This window comes from Paenibacillus tianjinensis, from assembly GCF_017086365.1.
GTDB classification, from domain to species: Bacteria; Bacillota; Bacilli; order Paenibacillales; family Paenibacillaceae; genus Paenibacillus_AQ; species Paenibacillus_AQ tianjinensis.
On sequence record NZ_CP070969.1, the window covers coordinates 2,779,226 to 2,797,827 of the forward strand.

The 18,602-nt window shown below is 50.4% G+C and carries 16 protein-coding genes; 12 read left to right on the top strand and 4 right to left on the bottom strand.

Translation table 11 applies throughout. From position 1 onward, the window contains the following. The first annotated feature begins 19 nt into the window (after positions 1-19). From JRJ22_RS12300 to JRJ22_RS12325, 6 genes are all read left to right on the top strand, one after another. Positions 20-1,111, top strand: a complete 1,092-nt coding sequence (locus JRJ22_RS12300; RefSeq protein ID WP_206104698.1) for a GerAB/ArcD/ProY family transporter — start codon at positions 20-22, stop codon at positions 1,109-1,111. 93 nt (positions 1,112-1,204) lie between these two features. Then, entirely contained in the window at positions 1,205-2,182 is a 978-nt protein-coding gene (locus JRJ22_RS12305) for an AAA family ATPase (RefSeq protein WP_206104699.1), read from the top strand. 3 nt (positions 2,183-2,185) lie between these two features. Continuing rightward, positions 2,186-3,274, top strand: coding sequence for a DUF58 domain-containing protein (locus JRJ22_RS12310; RefSeq protein ID WP_206104700.1), 1,089 nt, complete (start codon positions 2,186-2,188; stop codon positions 3,272-3,274). Next, complete coding sequence (locus JRJ22_RS12315) at positions 3,271-4,602, top strand: hypothetical protein (protein WP_206104701.1); 1,332 nt, start codon at positions 3,271-3,273, stop codon at positions 4,600-4,602. Before JRJ22_RS12310 ends, JRJ22_RS12315 begins: the two co-directional genes overlap by 4 nt. 30 nt (positions 4,603-4,632) lie before the next feature. Continuing rightward, positions 4,633-5,040: a MerR family transcriptional regulator gene (locus tag JRJ22_RS12320; RefSeq protein ID WP_206104702.1), complete on the top strand. Its 408-nt coding sequence runs from the start codon at positions 4,633-4,635 to the stop codon at positions 5,038-5,040. Positions 5,041-5,134: 94 nt separating this feature from the next. After that, positions 5,135-6,070: an alpha/beta hydrolase gene (locus JRJ22_RS12325; protein ID WP_206104703.1), complete on the top strand. Its 936-nt coding sequence runs from the start codon at positions 5,135-5,137 to the stop codon at positions 6,068-6,070. Here JRJ22_RS12325 and JRJ22_RS12330 read toward each other — a convergent pair. The 3 genes from JRJ22_RS12330 to JRJ22_RS12340 all read right to left on the bottom strand — a co-directional run bounded on the left by JRJ22_RS12330 (position 6,027) and on the right by JRJ22_RS12340 (position 9,549). After that, a complete protein-coding gene (locus JRJ22_RS12330; protein WP_206104704.1) occupies positions 6,027-6,353 on the bottom strand; it encodes an AzlD domain-containing protein in 327 nt (108 codons plus the stop codon). The two genes, JRJ22_RS12325 and JRJ22_RS12330, sit on opposite strands and share 44 nt — an antisense overlap. Then, positions 6,344-7,078: an AzlC family ABC transporter permease gene (locus tag JRJ22_RS12335; protein ID WP_206104705.1), complete on the bottom strand. Its 735-nt coding sequence runs from the start codon at positions 7,076-7,078 to the stop codon at positions 6,344-6,346. The genes JRJ22_RS12330 and JRJ22_RS12335 overlap by 10 nt, the downstream gene beginning before the upstream one ends. Positions 7,079-7,494: 416 nt before the next feature. Further along, the gene (locus JRJ22_RS12340; protein ID WP_206104706.1) at positions 7,495-9,549 is read right to left on the bottom strand and encodes a beta-galactosidase; all 2,055 of its coding nucleotides are present in this window, start codon (positions 9,547-9,549) and stop codon (positions 7,495-7,497) included. A 145-nt stretch (positions 9,550-9,694) separates the two neighbouring features. On the opposite strand from JRJ22_RS12340, the gene JRJ22_RS12345 reads away from it, so the two are divergent. The 5 genes from JRJ22_RS12345 (at position 9,695) to JRJ22_RS12365 (ending at position 16,571) form a co-directional block, all read left to right on the top strand. Then, on the top strand, positions 9,695-10,528 hold the full coding sequence (locus JRJ22_RS12345) for a helix-turn-helix transcriptional regulator (RefSeq protein WP_206104707.1): 834 nt from the start codon (positions 9,695-9,697) through the stop codon (positions 10,526-10,528). A gap of 183 nt (positions 10,529-10,711) precedes the next feature. Next, positions 10,712-13,294, top strand: coding sequence for a hypothetical protein (locus JRJ22_RS12350; RefSeq protein ID WP_206104708.1), 2,583 nt, complete (start codon positions 10,712-10,714; stop codon positions 13,292-13,294). 37 nt (positions 13,295-13,331) lie between these two features. Beyond that, entirely contained in the window at positions 13,332-14,045 is a 714-nt protein-coding gene (locus JRJ22_RS12355) for an ABC transporter ATP-binding protein (RefSeq protein WP_206104709.1), read from the top strand. Beyond that, positions 14,042-15,424 (top strand): ABC transporter permease, encoded by a 1,383-nt coding sequence (locus JRJ22_RS12360; RefSeq protein ID WP_206104710.1) that lies wholly within the window; start codon positions 14,042-14,044, stop codon positions 15,422-15,424. The genes JRJ22_RS12355 and JRJ22_RS12360 overlap by 4 nt, the downstream gene beginning before the upstream one ends. 49 nt (positions 15,425-15,473) lie before the next feature. Then, positions 15,474-16,571, top strand: a complete 1,098-nt coding sequence (locus JRJ22_RS12365) for an efflux RND transporter periplasmic adaptor subunit (protein WP_206104711.1) — start codon at positions 15,474-15,476, stop codon at positions 16,569-16,571. Positions 16,572-16,612: 41 nt separating this feature from the next. Here JRJ22_RS12365 and nagZ read toward each other — a convergent pair whose 3' ends face one another. Next, complete coding sequence (gene nagZ / locus JRJ22_RS12370; RefSeq protein ID WP_232381183.1) at positions 16,613-17,974, bottom strand: beta-N-acetylhexosaminidase; 1,362 nt, start codon at positions 17,972-17,974, stop codon at positions 16,613-16,615. Between the two features lie 121 nt (positions 17,975-18,095). Between nagZ and JRJ22_RS12375 the strand changes: the two genes are divergently transcribed. Further along, positions 18,096-18,599 (top strand): ferritin, encoded by a 504-nt coding sequence (locus tag JRJ22_RS12375; RefSeq protein ID WP_206104712.1) that lies wholly within the window; start codon positions 18,096-18,098, stop codon positions 18,597-18,599. Positions 18,600-18,602 lie beyond the last annotated feature (3 nt).

Consider the following 18,602-nt stretch of genomic DNA (forward strand, 5'->3'; position numbering starts at 1 on the left):
AATGACGAAAGGAGACACTATGCGCACAACAAACTGGCAAATGTTCCGCTTCAGCCTGGTTTACTTTAACTCCCAAACATCGATCTTCATTATCCCTGCTATCGTTAGCAGCTCCGGTTATCAAGGCTGGATCTCGATTGTGCTGGGAAGCGTTGTGTCCATGATCTTATTATTCATAACCATTCAGGTGGGGAAGCTAAGCGTAAACCGGGCCTGGGTTGATTTCGGCAAAGAGGTGATGGGCAAATGGATGCATGGTGCAATTGTATTTTTACTGCTCTGCTGGTGTGTGTACTATGCCTCCATGGATATTGAGAATTTTGTTTTGTTCTTCGGGTCCAATTATATGAGGGGAACTCCGCAGCTTTTTATTCAGCTGGTACTAGGCTCGGTCATTATATTTACCGCATCGAGGGGGCTCTCCACGCTGGTGTATATGTCGGACGGGGTTTTTCTGCTGCTTATAGCGACTACTTTTTTTACATTTTATTTGTTTATGCCAAACGCGGAGTTTGAGATGCTTCCGGCTTTCATCCACTATCATGAACCGGGTCTTATTTTTCACGATATGGTCACAGCGACTTCCTGGTTTGCCGAATGGATTGTGTTTTTGTTTATGGCTCCGGACTTGAAGATTAACAATAAGCTGCTTAAAAATCTTATGATCTCGGAATTAGTGCTTACCTTCTTCGTGCTGGTAGGTTGGATGATGACGCTGCTCAACTTTGGCCCGCATTTAGGAAAAGCTCTGCAGTATCCTTATCTGGAGATGGTCCGCAGCTCTTCACATGATGATATATTAGGTAATCTGGATCCCCTTCTAATCGGCATCTGGTCTGCCTCCATGTTCATGCACAGCTCATTTTTGATTTATGTCGCATATAAATGCACCCTGTACCTCACGAAGCAAAAAGCAAAGAAATATATCATCCCGTTACTGGTGTGCTGTTCGGTTATCATTGCCTATCTCTATTCGCGCAGCATAACCCGGTATTACAGAGACTATGAATCCTTTTTGACAGTCATTCTCTGGTTATGTGTGGAGTGTATCCCGGTGTACTACTATATTGCAGCCTTTATCCGTTCCAAAATAAGTAAGCCTGCTGGCTGAGGCTGCGACTTATTTATTATAAAATGGATGCGCTTTCTGGTATGATTAAGCTTTGGTACATACCTTATAAGCGATAGGATGGTGGTATTCTTCATGAATCTACAAGAGGCCAGCGGGCTGATAAGCTCGATCCGGATGAATCTATCAAAAGTTATTGTCGGAAAAGAGACAGGGGTGGACCTGCTGCTGACAGCACTGCTAGCAAACGGACATGTGTTGCTGGAGGACGTACCCGGTACCGGGAAAACACTGCTGGCCAAAACACTGGCCCGCTCACTTGATTGTGCGTTCAAGCGTATTCAGTTTACACCGGACTTACTGCCCTCGGATTTAAGCGGGATCAATTACTATAACCAGAAGAGCGGAGAATTCGAGTTCCGGCCGGGACCGGTATTCGCCAGCATACTGCTGGCGGATGAAATTAACCGGGCAACCCCACGGACCCAGTCGAGTCTGCTGGAGTGTATGGAGGAGCGTCAGATTACGATCGACGGTGTGACCCATGAGCTGGAAGCACCTTTTCTAGTAATTGCTACACAGAATCCCGTGGACAGCCAAGGAACGTTCCCGCTGCCGGAAGCACAACTGGACCGTTTCTTGATGCGGATAACGACAGGATATCCTTCCTTTGAAGAAGGAGTGCATATCCTGCAGCGGTTTCGCCAGAGCAACCCGCTGGAAGATACGGCTGCGGTTGCTACCGCCCAGCAGATTCAAGCTGCACAGCGGCTGACTGCGGCCGTGAATGTCAGTGATGACTTGCTGGCCTATATGATCCGGATTGTTGAAGCTACCCGGAAGGCGGCAGCCGTCAAGCTCGGGGCCAGCCCGCGGGCAGGCTTTGCGCTGCTGTGTGCTTCTCAAGGATATGCCTTAATTCAAGGCAGGGATTATGTTATTCCGGATGATATTAAGGCCGTTGCTGTACCGGTGCTTGCCCATCGCCTGCTATTACAGCGCGGTCCGGGCTCCAGGGAAGGCCAGGCTGCAGAGATAATACTGCAGATTCTGCGCGAAGTGGAGGTTCCGGCCGAGCCGACAACGACGGCAAGAGGCGGAAGGGTGGAGTGAGGCATGTCCCTTCCCTGGTTTATTATTAGTACTCTTCTTCTTCTGCTGTTCATCTCAGTTATTTATCAGCGAAGTGCGCTTAAAAGGGTGAGCTACACCCGTTATTTCTCTGCGGCTGCAGCCTATGAAGGGGAGCAGGTGGAGATGGTTGAAGAGATTACCAACCGCAAGCTGCTCCCGCTACCCTGGCTGCGTCTTGAATCCAGCATCGCCCGGGGCCTGGAATTCGGCAGGCAGGAGAATCTTGGTGTGAGCAGCGGTGAAATCTATCAGAATCATATCAGTTTGTTCTATCTGCGGTCCTATCGCCACATCAAACGCCGTCATCTGGTCCGCTGTGAAAAGAGAGGCATGTTCCGGCTCGAATCCGTTACAATGACGACCGGGGATCATTTTGGACTTAGCCGGAGGACCCAGACATTCCCGCTGCAGCTGAAATTGCTGGTGTACCCCGGTCTGGTAGACATTCATGAGCTTCCGCTGCCGGTTCACAGCTGGCTGGGCGAGCTGCCGGTGAAACGCTGGATTGTCGAAGATCCATTCCTGACAGCGGGAACTCGTGAATACAGACCGGGGGATTCACTAAACGCAATGAACTGGAAAGCTACGGCACAGACCGGCAGGATGCAGGTGCACCAGAAGGATCATACGGCCGACTCCCGGCTGATCATCTGTCTGAATGTGGAGATCAGCGAATCGATGTGGAGAAACGTAACGGATGCAGCGAGGATTGAGCTGGGTATCCGTTATGCAGCTACGGCAGCTGATTTCGCAATAGGCCATGGTCTGGAGACCGGGCTGCTGTGCAACGGAAAGCTTGATGGCGGAGGGGAACGTGATCATGTGACATCCGGGCCACTGTGGAACCTGGAAGAGATGCTCGGTCTGCTGGCCCGTCTGCAGCTGGACCGGACGATACCGATGTCCCGGCTCCTGGAGCTCGAAGCGGAGAGCTATCCTGAAGGCAATGATTATCTGATCATTACATGCCACCGGGGGAAGGAGCTGCAGCAGGCCGCTGAGGAACTGGAACTGCTTGGAAACGGTTTAGCCTGGCTGGATATTCCGGGAGAGGAGGGGGAAAGCGCATGAGCAGCGGCTCTGGGGAGTACCTGAAAGCTTCGATTCGATTATGGTTAAGCTGTGTGTTAGAATGGCTGCTGTTTCTCCCTCTTTGGGTACTGCTTGAGGTGTATTTACCACCGAAGCAGGGACAAATATTCTTATGGATTTATATGCTGCCAGTCCTGTCATTGGCTGGGGTGCTGCTGCGGCAGGTATGCAACCGCAGATGGAAGCAGCTGCTGGCGGCGCTGCCAATCGGTGCCGCAGCGGGTTTATTATACGGAGGAATGAATATAAGCGTCCTTCCACTGATTGCCGTTTGTGCTTTATTTGCCTATCTCGGAATGACTGCAGCTTCGCGCAATTACAGGCAGAAGACTTATGTTGCCGGGATCACGGTATATTTTGCTGCGGCAATCATTTATGCCAGAGTGCCTGAGCTACAGCCTCACTTAAAGCTGTTGACCTGGAGTGGCAGCCTGTGTCTTATCCTCGCACTGCTGGATTCCAATATCAGTTTTCTTCGCTACAGTTCACTTGCAGCTGATCCTGCACGTTTGCCGTCAGGCATGCGGCGGCATAACCGCTTGTTTGTACTGCTGTTCGTTGCAGCGGCTGGACTTCTGGCTGCAGGTGCGGGTAAGGCACTTGGAATGCTGATATGGAGAACAGCTCGCCTGATTATCGGCTGGCTGACCCGGCTGCTGTCCGGTTCAGAGGAAGCCCCGCCCATTGAGGCACCAACCCCGGCAGCACCTTTGGAGCTTCCGCAGACTGAGGTCCATGAGTCAGGTCTCCTGTCGATGATTATGGAAATCATCTTCTATGGTATGGGTGCAGCGGTAATGTTGCTTCTTCTGTATCTGGGCTTGCGCTGGCTATACAAAAATACTGGAGGCATATTCCGTAGAGCCATCGATGCGCTGCTGTTAATGCTGCGCAGAGAGACCCCGCAGGAGCATGCTGCTTTTCAGGATGAAGAGGAGAATATCTTCGCCTGGGAGAAGACAATCCAGGGCCTTCGGGAATACTGGCTGAACCGGCTCAAACCGGAGTACCGCAAGGACCGCTGGGAGTCAATGGACGGAAGCCTTGAGCGCGTACGCTGGTTGTACCGTCATTGGCTAGGCGCGAAACAAGCCGAGGGTTATGAGGTAAAAGGCTTCCTGACACCGTCGGAGACCGGAGAAGACGTAACGGAGTGGGCCGAGAATAGGAAGCAGATGCGGAAGGGTGGCAGCGGCAGCGAAGTCTCCCCGGACGAACTGCTTCTGCTATATAATCAAGCCAGATATGGTAACGATGAAGCTTCAGGTAAGGACCTGGAGCAGCTCAAAAAGCAGCTGAAGCTATGAATTCTGCGGACAGGTGAGAGGAGCAGAGACATGGGGCAATATTTAAGCGGTGAAATGGCCAAGGCGGCAAAGGTGAATATTGAGACACTGAGATATTATGAGAAGCACGGTCTGCTTCCCGCACCGCAGCGTTCAGAATCGGGCTATCGTCTCTATAACGAAGAGACCCTTCAGAGGCTTCTGTTTATCCAGAATGCCAAACGATGCGGATTTACACTTAAGGAAATCAAGAAGGCACTGGTTAAATCTGCGGCTGGAAGCATCGGCATTGCTGATTTTGTGGCAGTCATTGAACGGAAAATGATTGCGATAGATGTAGAGATCGCGAAGCGGGAACAGACCAAGACAATGCTCGGCCAGCTGAAAGGTGAACTTCAGGCGAAAGACAAACATCCGGGTGTCCGGGAGGTTCTGGGAATTCTTCAGATGGATTCGTAATCCTTGAATATTTTGTTTGGCGGCATACTTGACTCCGTACTCAACTATAGGGTTTATGATGCAACTATCAAACCTTGCAGGAGGAGATACACATATGCCAACCCCAAGCCATCAGCTTGAAGCAATCAAAACTTTTCTGCGTCAAAACCGCAGTCCTTTCGGTAAGTCGGCAGAGCAAATCCGCAGTGAAATGGCGGAAGCGGCAAGACAGCTTCCAAGATGCCCGGATATAAAGGCAGAACCTGTTAATATCGGGGAATTATATGGTGAGTGGGTCAGTAGAGATGGTATAACGGAAATTGCTGCGGAGAGTGCATTCCTCTACTTCCATGGAGGAGGGTTTATTGCAGGCACTTGCGAAATGTACCGCGATCTTGCCGCCCGGCTATCGGCAGCATGCGGTATAAAAGTATTGACCGTTGAATACCGGCTTGCACCGGAGCACCGGTATCCGGCAGCTAACGAAGATTGCCTGTCCGCCTTTTACTGGCTGCTGGGGCAGGGGTTCTTACCGGAGAATATTATTCTTGGCGGAGATTCGGTTGGTGCGACCCTTGCCCTGATGACACTGATTTCGCTCAGAGATGCAGGGAATGCAATGCCTGGTGCAGCCATTCTGCTCTCACCGCACAGCGATCTTATTCATTTGGATGGAGAGTCCTATACCAGCAGGGCTATGACGGACCCTACAGGTAGCCTTGAAGGGAACCAAAGGATTGTAGAAGAATATTTAGGCGAGTGTGAGGGGGAGTTACCGGCATTGCTCTCCCCGCTGCGCCTTGATCTGCATGGTCTGCCGCCCATCCTGATTCAGGCGGGAGATCAGGAGGTTCTGCTGAGCGACGCCGAACGTCTGGCAGTACAAGTCCGGGCTGCAGGGTCTGAAGTGAAGCTGGAAATATGGGAGCAGATGTGGAGTGTCTTTCAATTCATGGCCGGCCTTCTGGTTGAGGGAGAGCAGGCCATTGCCAGTATCGGAGAATTTGTCAGAACAGTAAGCGCAGCAGCATCAAAGACAGCACGCCGGTAATTACCGTGCCCAGCAGGCTGCGCGTTTTGACCGCAACCCAGAAGGTAGGTAGCGCAGCGATCAGCTCTACATTCGTAGATAAAGCGGCAAACCGCCCTTCGTCGATGAACAGCTCTTGTGCAACCAGGGCAGACATGACGGCAATGGGCATATAATTTAACCAGCGCATCCCCCATTCGGGAATAGTGATCCGGCTAAGGAGCATGAGCGGGAGCACCCGCGGGATGAAGGTGACCAGCGCGGCACCAAGAATAATCAAGAATATATCCGGTCTTACTTCCATTTTTCTATCACGGCTCCAATCGTCGGGGCTATAACGGCTGCGGCAATGACGCCGATGCTGGGTGACCACAATATAGATACACCGACAGCAATAATCATGGCTATAAGGCCTGTAGCAATATCCAGTGCGTATTTGCTTCTGCTGATGAGGGTAAGCACCAGCAGCCCAATGAACATGGCCGGCAGGGCGAAGTCCAGTCCCCATTCCTCCGGACTTGAGATCCATTGCCCCAGAACTGCGCCTGCGATGTTGGCAAGTATCCAATTCAAATAGGCCGTGAGATTAAGGCCGTGCATCCATTTCTCACTGATTGCTTTTTTGGCAGCACTCTTCTGGATGGCAACACCAAACGTTTCATCTGTAAGCAACGTACCAATCAGCAGATTCCTAAGTGGTGTCAGATGACGGAAGTAGGGTGATATGGCTGCACTAAGCAGCAGGTGCCGGAGATTAACGAGCAGAATCGTAATGATGATACTGGTGGCCGTACTTCCTGCAGCGATCATTCCCGCTGCTATAAACTGTGCAGAACCGGCATACAAAATAATCGATATTAATGCTATTTCAGCCAGTGAGAGGCCTGCAGTTTTTTCAACAACCCCGGCTGCAAATCCGATACTTAAGTAACCTAATAGTGTCGGAATGCAATCTTTAACCCCTTGCCAAAAGCTGTCTTCGCTAACCCGGGCTGCAGAGAAATCAGCCTGTACGGATTCTGTCTTCATGAATTGGACTCCTTTCAGTCTGTCTTAGTTCACCGCGCTACAGTACATGCAGATTATCTTAATATCTAACAATTTACGGCGGTTGGCAAGGGGGAATCTTCATACGAGAATATTTAATTGAAAATAACCAAGTTATTGGCGACATTGGGTTTAAGGGAAAGCCTGATAGTCAAGGAACCGTAGAGGAGTTATGGAGAAATTAAAGATGACGAGAACTGGAATAACGAATGGAATGATAAACTGGGAAATCCTAAATGATCATAATTGTTAAACTATCGGTTAACATTAGTGTAATAAAACAGCGACAGCCAAGGACTTTGTACTAATATCCTTGATTGTCGCTGTTTGAGTTTATTCAGAAAGAACACACCGTGAACGGAACAGAGTTCTCTTAGCGTAGCGCTCGTCTTTTGATTTTATTGCAGCACTAAGACACCAAATCCTTCCATAGTGCACTTACCATGCAATTTTTTACCTGTCAGCAAATCGATCCGCGGCTCTTTGAGCACAATTTCCGCAGATGTTTCACTATAATTCAATAGAAACGTCAGGCTGGTGGTGTCGCTCCGGCGGATCTGCAGTTCAACCTCGGCGGGCAGCTCCAGCCACTCCGCAGCCGGAGAACTAATATTCAAGCTGCCGATGATTCTTAGCGCTGCTTCCTCATTGAAGACCGCCCCGTAATACCAGACCTCGCCCATGCCGCGTTTGTTCCGGGTAACTGCCGGTTTGCCGGCATAATAATCGGTAGCGTAGGTGCCCATAACCTCCACACTGTCCTGTTCCACCTGCAGAATATCATTAAAGGCATCTGCTCCGGTAAGCGCTTCGCTGCCGTGCGCCCATTTAATCATAGTAGGAGCACGATTTCCTTTTACCATCGTAAATTCTTCTACGGTAATCCCGCAGAGCTCCTTAGCGGCTCCGGGAAAAGCCCGCATGTAGCATTGACCGCGTAAATCTTTATATCCTGTACGACAGCCGAAGATGAGCTTGCCGCCTTGCTGCACATACTCATCTAGCACCGCCGCCGTCTCATCCGTCATAATCGCCGGATGCGGATAGACCAGCACCTGATACCGGGCCAGCTCCGCAGCTGTTGTCTTCCTGCGCATGTAGACAACATCTGTAGGAATATGCTTCCGCTGCAGTGCCTTGAACCATTCCTTGTTGCTGGTCCACATAAATGGCCCGTGCCAAATATCGTATTCGCCATCCCACTCATTATCATAGTCGCGCAGAATGGCTACTGAAGCTTCTGCCCGGGTTCCGATAATCGCTTTACCTGCTGATGCCAGCTCCCGGCCGATTCCCGAAGCTTCCCTGACTCGGCGGTTAGGCAGGTTATGGTAGTCGTTAAGGCCATGCCAGTAAATCTCGTTGCCCATTGTTGCAGTCCGCCAGCGGAAATATAGCACCATATCCGCACCGTGGGCGATGGACTGGTACGTCCAGAGCCGCATCTGTCCGGGTTTCGGAGAAGGCATATCCATCCGGTTGACCCAGCCGCCGGGACCTGATTGCTGCTCCATAATGCAGTAGTTAGAGCTGATCGAACGGACAACAGACAGGGACAGGCTCCAGTTCCGGTCGCCGAGCGGATTCTTTTCGCCCGGGTCATGAGAAATACTGGAGAATTGGGGATAGGAATCATAGCTGAAGAAATCCAGCAGCTCATCCTGCAACTCATGGCTGTCGAGATGCCCGAACAGTCCGTTTGTCGTTACCCACTGATCAGGCGCCTTGGCCCGAAGAATATCCACCTGTAATTTGGCGAAAGAGATCGTGTTGTCAGAGATGAAGCGTTTCTCATCCAGCGCCTGATGCGGATTAGGCTGCTTCGGCACCGGAGTAGGACGCGGCAAATACACCTGCGACCAGCTGGTATAGCTCTGGTTCCAGAAGACGGCACCCCAGGCCTCATTTAATTTCTCCAAGGTAACATATTTGCGCTGAAGCCACTCACGGAAGGCATTGTGATCGCTTTCAGAGTAGAATTCATTGATCTCACAATTCAGCTCATTATCAATCTGCCAGCCAGCCACACCGGGATGGCTGCCGTAATGTGTCGCCATCTGCGATACAATCTCTGCACACAGCTCCCGGTATTTAGGGCTGCTGTAATTGTAATGGCGCCGCATGCCATGCTGAAGGGTGACGCCTTCATAGGTCACATTCAGCACTTCAGGGTACTTCTCGGTGAGCCAGGCTGGGGGAGTAGCTGTAGGTGTTCCGAGCACGACTTTGAGCCCGTGGCGATGGGCCAAATCGATGGCGCGGTCGAACAGGCCGAATTGGAAGCGGCCTTCTTCGGGTTCAAATATGGACCAGGCAAATTCGCCCATCCGGACAATGGTAAAGCCGGTTTCCACCATACGGCGGTAATCGTCATCCCACATGTCCTCCGGCCAATGCTCCGGGTAATAGCAGACGCCAAGTTCAAATTGTTTATCAGCGACAGGTTTCTTCATCTTAACCTCCAAGTGTAAAAATATGCTTTGTGAACGCTTCTAATCTATTGTAATATCAGCTCATAGGAATCTCATATAACATAATATTGCTTTTATATTATTATCTTGCGTGCTGGATATTTAGAAACAGAGGGGAGCGGATGGGTTGAAACTGCAATGGGTATTACCGGCACCCGCCTATGCCCACTATGTCTGCTATCCGGAATTTCTGGGACATTACAGCGAATTCCCGCAGCATGCAGAGCGAAGAAGTGAAGGGATGTTGAACAGCTATAATCTGCATTTGGTTTTTGGCGGTTCCGGCTATGTATTTCAGGAGGGCGAAAGGATTCCAATGGGCAAAGGAAGCGGCTTTCTTTATCCTAGAGGGGCCTATCAGCAGTACGGTTCTGATCCGTCGCAGCCCTGGGAGGTACGCTGGGTCCACTTCAATACGGCCATATCCCTGCCACTTTTGGAGGAAGTAGACAAGTCACGCGGTTATTTCTTCACATTTGATCTAAACGCTGGCCTTGCGTCCAGATTCGAAGAGATGTACCGGCTTAGCGCGGCCTACGAGACACGCAGTGAACCGCGGCTCTCCGCCGTAATCTATGAAATTCTGGTTACGCTGCTGCAAAACTCTGAACCGCTGCATGGCTCCGTGCCGCTGGAGATCAGACATTCTATCCGCCGCACGGCAGACCTCATTCATCAGGAATGTGAGCGTCCCTGGACGCTTGAAAGCATGTCGAGGCTTGCGGGATACAGCAGCTACCACTTTTTGCGGCTTTTCCGCTCCATCATGGGGAAGACCCCGAACCGTTATTTAAGCGATTGCCGTCTGGCAAGGGCCAAGCTGCTGCTTGTCTCAACTGAGCTGCCTGTCGAGCAGATCGCTCTGCTGACCGGTTTTCATCAGTCCAGTTATTTCATTAAAGTATTCAAGCTGGCGGAAGGATTGCCCCCGAGCCAGTATAGGCGGTCATTCAGCTCATAGATTTAGAGTCACTAGGGAACAAATATTAACAAAACGTTTTCTAAAAACAGCGCTAATAGTGCTGTTTTTTTGCGTGAATAGGTTAAAAAGTTACAAGCAGACAGGAAGAGTTACAAATTGGATACAATTCCCTGTGAGCTAGCAACTATAATAACTCTAGCAAATATTCCTGGGAGGAAATCCATGAGACCGATCAATAAAAAAACTATTGCACTGCTCCTAAGCAGCTTTGCTATAGCCCAGTTGGCAGGAAGTACGGCAGCTCCAGCCATCCTGGCCGCAGGGACAACCGGGCCGGCAGCTTCAGTTACTGCAGCAGCCAAGGTGAATCCAATTACACTTGCGGCTGGTGTTACAGCAGCGCTAGAAGACGTTAACATTTGGACGCAGTCCGGCAGTAACATTCTGGCTTACACATTGAAGATTACAAATAACAGCAGTTCCAGTGTAAACCTGCAGCGCTACTTCTCCCGTGTGGTTACACCGGGGGGATCTGTGATTCCCGGTAATCCTGTAACCGCAGACGCGACGAAGAAGAAGGTACCTGCAAAGGACAGTATGAGTATTACATATTACGTGAATATCGGACAAACCACGTCGCTGAAAGGCGTTAAGATCGCCATGTACGTGTGGGACACGAAGACTAAAGGCTACCTAAAGCACGCGGGATCTATTGCTGTGCCGGCTAATTATTCCACGACTGTGGAGCTGGGAAAGAGTCTAAATACGAAGATGAATGATATCCCGGTTACAGCAAGTGCAGACACACTTCAGCTGTATAAGTACGCCGGTAAGGTCTATGCCAAGGTGGGGATTAATCTTACCAATAGAGGCAACAAAGTGCTCAGTGATTCGGGTTATTCAGCCTACCTGGTTACAGCGAGCGGGACTTCGTTTGAGCTTGCACTGAGCAGTTCCCAGACAGGTTACAAGATTCAGCCGCAGGAGAAAAAAAGCATTTATTATCTGACGGAAATACCTGCTTATCTGAAAACGGCCAACATGAAGCTGCAATTCACGCAAAAGGATGAGACGCTGAAGCTAGAGCTCCCGAAAACCTCCTACAAGCTTCCGGCAGCAACTACCCCGGATCTGATTGTAGCCAGCGGCGCCGTTAAAAAGCTTCTCATAAGCAGCAATACCGTTGATACGAAGCTTACCGGCGCCTCGGTGTATGCGGAAGATGCCAAAGCGGTATGGTCGTTCCAACTGCAATTAAAAAACACCGGGAACAAGGCGGTAACGCTGCCTGTTTATGAGCTGGCAGTCAAATCGGCCAAAGGGACGGCTTTCCCGGTGAATTCCAAGGGGTTAAGCGGACTTATCCTAAAGCCGCTGGAAACAAAGGTTGTCCCGCTGACGGTTGAAATCCCGCTTGAGGTGGAGCAGTCCGGCCTGCAGCTGCAAATGATCGAAGCGGTCACCGCAGCAGCCGGAACCGGGTCTGGATCAGGGCCGTCAGAACCGTCAGGACCCGCAGATGCGGCCGAGCCTTCTGCAAAGCTGATTTTTCCCGTAGCGTACTTTACAATTCCGTACACCTTGCGTGCCGATGTGCACAGCGGCCAGGAATATGGGGCTACTAACCAATACGGCTCTTTCTCATACAGCCTGCAATCTCTGCAGCGTTATCCCTGGAAGGATGATGATATTGTCATCGCCAAGCTGAGAATTACGAATACCCAGTCTGTCAACCTCACAATTCCTGAATTGAAGGGGGCTCTGAAGCTGGATACCGATAATCTGGCCTCAACAACCGATCTCCTGATGGACAAAGAGTCATCGGTGCTTGCTCCCGGTAAATCTGCCGAGCTTTCGCTGCTGACCAAAATCCCTTATACGGACGAGTTCGAGAATGTCAGAATTAGTTTATCCGTCAAATCGGATACGGAGAATATTCCTTTTCTCGATCTGAGCACGAACAGCTTCATAAGTGCCATAGACAATCTGAAGCGTGGTGATACCTATACAATTACCGGAAAAGGTAAAAACGCCACTGTCCAGGAGAGCAGAACCACAGTCTATCCAGGCAGCAATGCCAACATCGTATACACAGAGCTGCTGATGAGCAGCGGTGAGAAGCGCCAGAGTAAAATGGCCCGGCTGCAAGCTTATTACAAGACAGCGGATGGACAGTTTTATGAAGCCAAGGTGAATCAGACAAATAATGCGGCGACACCCGGAGGCAAACAGCTGATTACGTTCTGGGCCAAGCTGCCCAAAACAGCTGCTACTGCAGATGTCTCCTTGTACTTAGGAACAGGGGTGACGGGCAGCAAGCTTAGCGAAGGCGGGGAAGAACCGACAGGGTTTATTCATGTGGCTTCACTCCTGCTTACGCCGCAGGCGGTTACTCCGGCAGCCAATCTGCAAAAAATTGTTCTATATCCGTATACCTTAACGGTGCTAGCCTCAGAGGGCAGACATATGGAGGCCAGCGATACAGTCACCATGAATATGAGCTACAATTTGTCGCGGGATAACAGTCTTGATGCCGGAGACTCCGAACACAAGCTTATCCTCAGGATGACTGATCCTTATGGACAATCCCAGGATAAAGTGCTGACCTTCGGTACGGATCTGACAGAGGGAAATAACAATATGTACTCCATGTCATTCAGCAGAAGCCTGTATAAGCAGATGACTGGCGGGACGTACAGATTAACGTTATACGATGAATTCCAAGGCGAGCGGCAGGAGCTGGGAAGCCAGGTATACACCATCCTCTTTGACATGCTGCCGAAACCGGAAAAAGAGGAGAAATAAGCTTTCTATATCCTAAGTGCACAAAGGAGCAGCTTCCATGTTGCGAGTTGAAAATATTAAACATGCGTTCAAAACCGGCAATGATTGGACCACAGTATTGCACGATATTAGCTTCACGGTGAAAGAAGGAGAGATGGTGGCGCTGCTCGGCAGCTCCGGCTCCGGTAAATCGACACTGCTGAACCTGATGGCGGGCCTCATGAAGCCGACCGAAGGACATATCTATATTGCTGACCACGATATTGTCCAGATGGGCGAGAACAAGCTGGCCGAATTCCGCCGGAAGCATATTGGCTTTATTTTTCAGGCCTATGAGCTGATTACCAGTCTTACGGTGCGTGAGAATGTCGAGCTTCCGCTGGTATTCCAATCCGTCTCACCGTCTGTCCGCAAGCAAAAAGCGCTGGCTCTGCTGGAGCAGGTCGGGATTCCAGATAAGGCGGATTTATTCCCTTCGCAGTTGTCAGGCGGCCAGCAGCAGCGGGTCAGTATCGCCCGTTCGCTGATTACTGAGCCGTCCGTGATATTCGCAGATGAACCGACAGGGAATTTGGATTCCAAGACTGAGGAAGAGATCATCGCGATTCTGCTGAGGCTGAATCAGACGATGAAGACTACCTTCATAGTAGTAACACACGAGCATGAGGTGGCTGAGCAAATGCAGCGAACATTCTCGCTGCGCGACGGGTACTTAATTCATGATCTTAATTCTGAGCCGGATTCAGTGCCCGCTCCGGGAGGTGCAGAATGAAGATTAGAGATATATCCAGAATGGCCTGGGATCAGGTCAAACGGCGTAAAGTGGTTACCGGTCTGTGTATGACAGGAATTTCGATTGGCTGTGCGGCGATTATTGTGGCGCTGAGCATCGGCCAATCCGCCCAGGTCTATGTAACCGATGAAGTGAACCGCAATTTCAAAATGGATGAAATCATTGTATCTCCAGGGGGAGGGATTCCTTCTCAGGGGAACGGGAGCGGGAGCGGTACATCTACAGAGAGTAATGATAACCTGAATCCCGGTAAGCTGACCGCCCAAAAGCTGAAGATTATCCAAGGGTTCAATCATGTTGTAGCCGCTGCGCCCTTTGAAGATGCAGGCTATATGCAAATGCTGACCATTGACAATAAAATTGCCGATGTCCAGATCAAAGCCACGGATTTGCGGATGCTGACCAAGTTCGGCCACAAGTTCAAACAAGGCGGGGTCACGGATCTTCCGGGAATGATCGTGCTGAACTATGGGGCAACGCTGGGCCTGATTGATAATGAGACCCGTCAGAAGCTGTACGAGCGGCTTGGCGCAGAACCGTTTAACCAGGAACTAATGGATCAGTATAACAGCATGGCAATCCTGCCCACAGAGATGTACCGGCAGCAGATCCAGATGCAGGCTACGGATTATTCCAATCCGGCGGGTAATATCAAGCTTAGTTCACCGCTCCAGGTAGGCGGCATTCTTGCTAGCCCGGAAGGGACTGACGACCTGCGGGCTTCCTACGAGAAAATCGTCTATGTCTCCCTTGAAACGGCTGCACAGCTAGCAAAGGAATTGTCATTTACCGATACCAGTTTGACTCCAGAGCCGGAAGAGGACACCTACAAATCAGTGACGGTCAAAGTTGACAGTGTCGACCATATAAAACAGGTGGAAGCCATGATTCAGAAGCTGAGTCTGTCGGCCAGTGACAATCTGTACCAGCAGGAACAGCTCAAACAAACCTTTGATATGATGAAAATGGCTGCACTGGGCATCGGGGTATTCATTCTGGTTATCGCCTCGATCTCGATCATCGTAGCAATGACGATGTCCACCCATCAGCGAAGACGGCAGATCGGGATCATGAAGGTGCTTGGTGCGAACATGGGGCAGATCCGTAATATGTTCATTACTGAAGCTGCCTTATTGGGCCTGCTCGGAGGCGTTTTGGGTGTTGTCTTCTCTTATCTGATCATAATGGGACTTAACAAACTGGTCGGTACAGCAGGTGACGGATTAACCTTCTTTATCCCGCTAATGACGATTCCGGTCGGATTGGCGTTTGCCATTATGACCGGTGTACTGTCCGGGATCTATCCGGCGATTAGCGCCTCAAGAACTGATGCGCTTACAGCCATCAAACGGGATTAGCACGTGGTGCAACGTATATTAGTAATTCAAGCTGAAAGGAAGCCCGACAATGAAAAGGATGATTAAGCGCAGCCTTAAGTGGATTATTATCGCGGTTATCGTGGTAGGTGCAGGTTATATGCTCTATGGGAAAGTATTTAAGGGTGGTGAAGCGGAAGTGGTTATGGAACCGCCTCAGGTGATCAGCTTCCCGGTAACCCAGGAGACCGTAACAAGCTCTGTTCAGGTTAAGGGACGATCGCAATACCAGGAAGAAACACTTGTCTATGCACCTTTTGCCTCGAAAGTAACCGGCTGGAAGGTTGAGAACGGCGGGCAGGTGAAGAAGGGGGATGTGCTGTTCACGCTGGACCAGTCCTCGCTGAAGAATGAGATCGCAGCAGCAGAAGCGGCCATCCGCAAGGCGGAACTGGAATCAGAGCTTAACGCTTTTGTCAGCCAGCAGGAGGACGAAAGTGCTGCACCTATCGGTACGGAGGCCGAACGCCTAAAGGCCCTTGCGGCAGAAGAGGCAACGCGGCTGAATAATGAGCTGAATCAGGTCAATACGCAAATTCAGGAACAGGAGCTGGCTGATAAGAAGGCTAGGCTGAGAACAGCCGTATATCATGCCCCGGCTACCGGTATCTTCCTGTATGACAGCAGCAGTGAACGGCCGCAGACCGTTACGGACAATCAGTACATCGGCAAAATCGTTGATCTGAACAAACTTGAATTCATTGCCTCTGTCGGAGAGCAGGATATTTTCCGCATTAAACAGGGGATGAAAGTGAAGGTCAAGATGACCGCAATGAAGGAACTGACGTTGAACGGGGAAGTGACCGAGGTCTCGAAGTTCGCTACCACTACCACCGGGCAAAACACAGCCGGGCAGATACCGCAATTTGAGGTTGTAATCTCCCTTCAGCCGGACGAGCATCTGATAGGGGGCTTAAGCCTTAGCGGGGATATAGAGACTATGCGTAAAGAAAATGCGGTCGTAGTCTCCAGCATGGCAGTTATGCATGAAGGGGAACAGACCTTTGTCATGCTGGATAAAGGAAACGGACAATATGAGCGTCAGGAAATAAAAATCGGACTGGAGACTACGGAGAAAACTGAAGTTCTTTCCGGACTTAAGCCAGGCGATACGGTAGTTCTTCAATAACAAACAGGAGTTCCGGCAAATTTAACGGAACTCCTGTTTTTTTACTTCTTGATCGTTTGAAGCCAAGCCTTTATGTCGTTGTTGAGTGCCGTTAAATCAGGTACAGGCAGAGGCTTGTCACTAAGATGATATTGTTCCTTCAATGCAAGGATCCGGTAGACACTCTCGTCAATCCGAGACTCGGGTATCTTGCCTTTCTTGACGCCATTTATTAGCGCTTTCCGCACCATCTGCTCGTTGGCGTATTCATGGGCAATGAGTAGTACGTCACTGCCTGCAAGTACCGTATCAATCGCTGCAGCCGGCAGAGTGTAATGCTCGGTTATGGCTCCCATGGTCAGATCATCGGTAATGACAACTCCGTCAAAACCCATTTGACCGCGGAGCAGATTGCCGATGATCGTTTTGGAGAGGGATGCCGGCTTCTCAGGGTCAAGCTTGGGATATAGGATATGGGCGACCATCACTGCATCCGCATGCTCCTGAATGGCTGCCTGGAACGGCAGCCATTCGAGCTTAGCCAGCTGAGCGGCAGTTTTGTTCACTACCGGCAGCTCCAGATGGGAATCAACGGAGGTATCACCGTGGCCGGGGAAATGCTTGATGACCGGAATGGCACCTTCTTCGGACATTCCTTTCATTTCGGCAATGCCCAGACGGGTAACGATATCAGCATTACTGCCGAAAGAGCGCTCGCCGATGACCGGGTTATCGGGATTACTGTTAATATCGAGTACAGGGGCGAAGTCCATGTTGAATCCTGCTGACAGTACTTCTCTGGCCAGCAGCCTGCCCATCATGCCGGCGGAATCGGCATTGCCGCTTATTCCAACCTTTGCATTTGAGGGAATAGCGGTATATTCTGCAGGCATCCGGCTGACCTTGCCGCCTTCCTGGTCTACACTCATGAACAGGGGGACCGTATTTCCAATGTTGCTCTTCTTAAGATCATTGATGAGAGCAACCATGCTCTTCAAGTTTTGTATGTTGTCTTTATAAAGGATGATCCCGCCAACCTCATCCTTGGAGATCATTCTCTTGGCACTCTCATCCAGCTTCGTGCCGTCAATCCCGACCAGCAGCATCTGGCCGATTTTGGCTTCCAGCGTCATTCCGGCGATCTGCCTGGCGAGCGGATCGTCATTCATGGCGGTATCCGGAGATGCTGTGGGAGCAGCCGACGGTGAAACCGGGGTGTCTGGCGTCGGCTGTATGCCTGCTGTCTTGTCCGGCGCTGTGCTTGCTCCCGGGATTGCAGTTACCTCAGGAGAAGGCTGAACAACAGCTGAATTATTATCTTCGCTGCACCCTGCAATCAGGAGTACCGTAGCAAAGGCGGCGATAACCATAGATTTTCGATAGAATGAGCTGAGTTGGAAGCAGGGGAAGCAATGTCGGTTCATCAAAATTCGGTCGTCCTTTCGTTTGCGGATTCACTGGCACTGATGATAAGATGATAAGGATCAGAAGGTATTACATATGGTTGAACTTATTTACAACTTATAAGGATGAGGTGACGTGCTAATGAAGGAAGAGTTAATGAAAACACTTAATGAACAGATGAATTTTGAGTTTTATTCCGCCCATGTATACCTGGCAATGGCCGCTTATTGTTCCGGTGAAAGCTTAGACGGGTTTGCTAACTTTTTCCTGGTGCAGGCCGAAGAAGAACGTTTTCACGCGATGAAGATTTACAAGTTCCTAAATGACCGCGATTACCGCGTCACGCTCGCTGCATTACCGGAGCCGAATAATAACTATACTTCCATGCTGGATGCGTTTGAGCATGCTTATGCCCATGAGCAGCAGAACACCAAGAAGTTCTATCATCTGGCCGATCTGGCACTGGATGAACGTGAGCATGCAACAATCTATTTCCTCAAATGGTTCATTGATGAGCAGGTAGAGGAAGAGGCGCTGTTCAGCAATATTATTGCCAAGCTGAAACGCATTGAGACGGATAGCAACGCGTTCTATATGCTGGATGCGGAGTTTGCCGCCCGTTCATTCACACCGCCTGCTGAATAACCG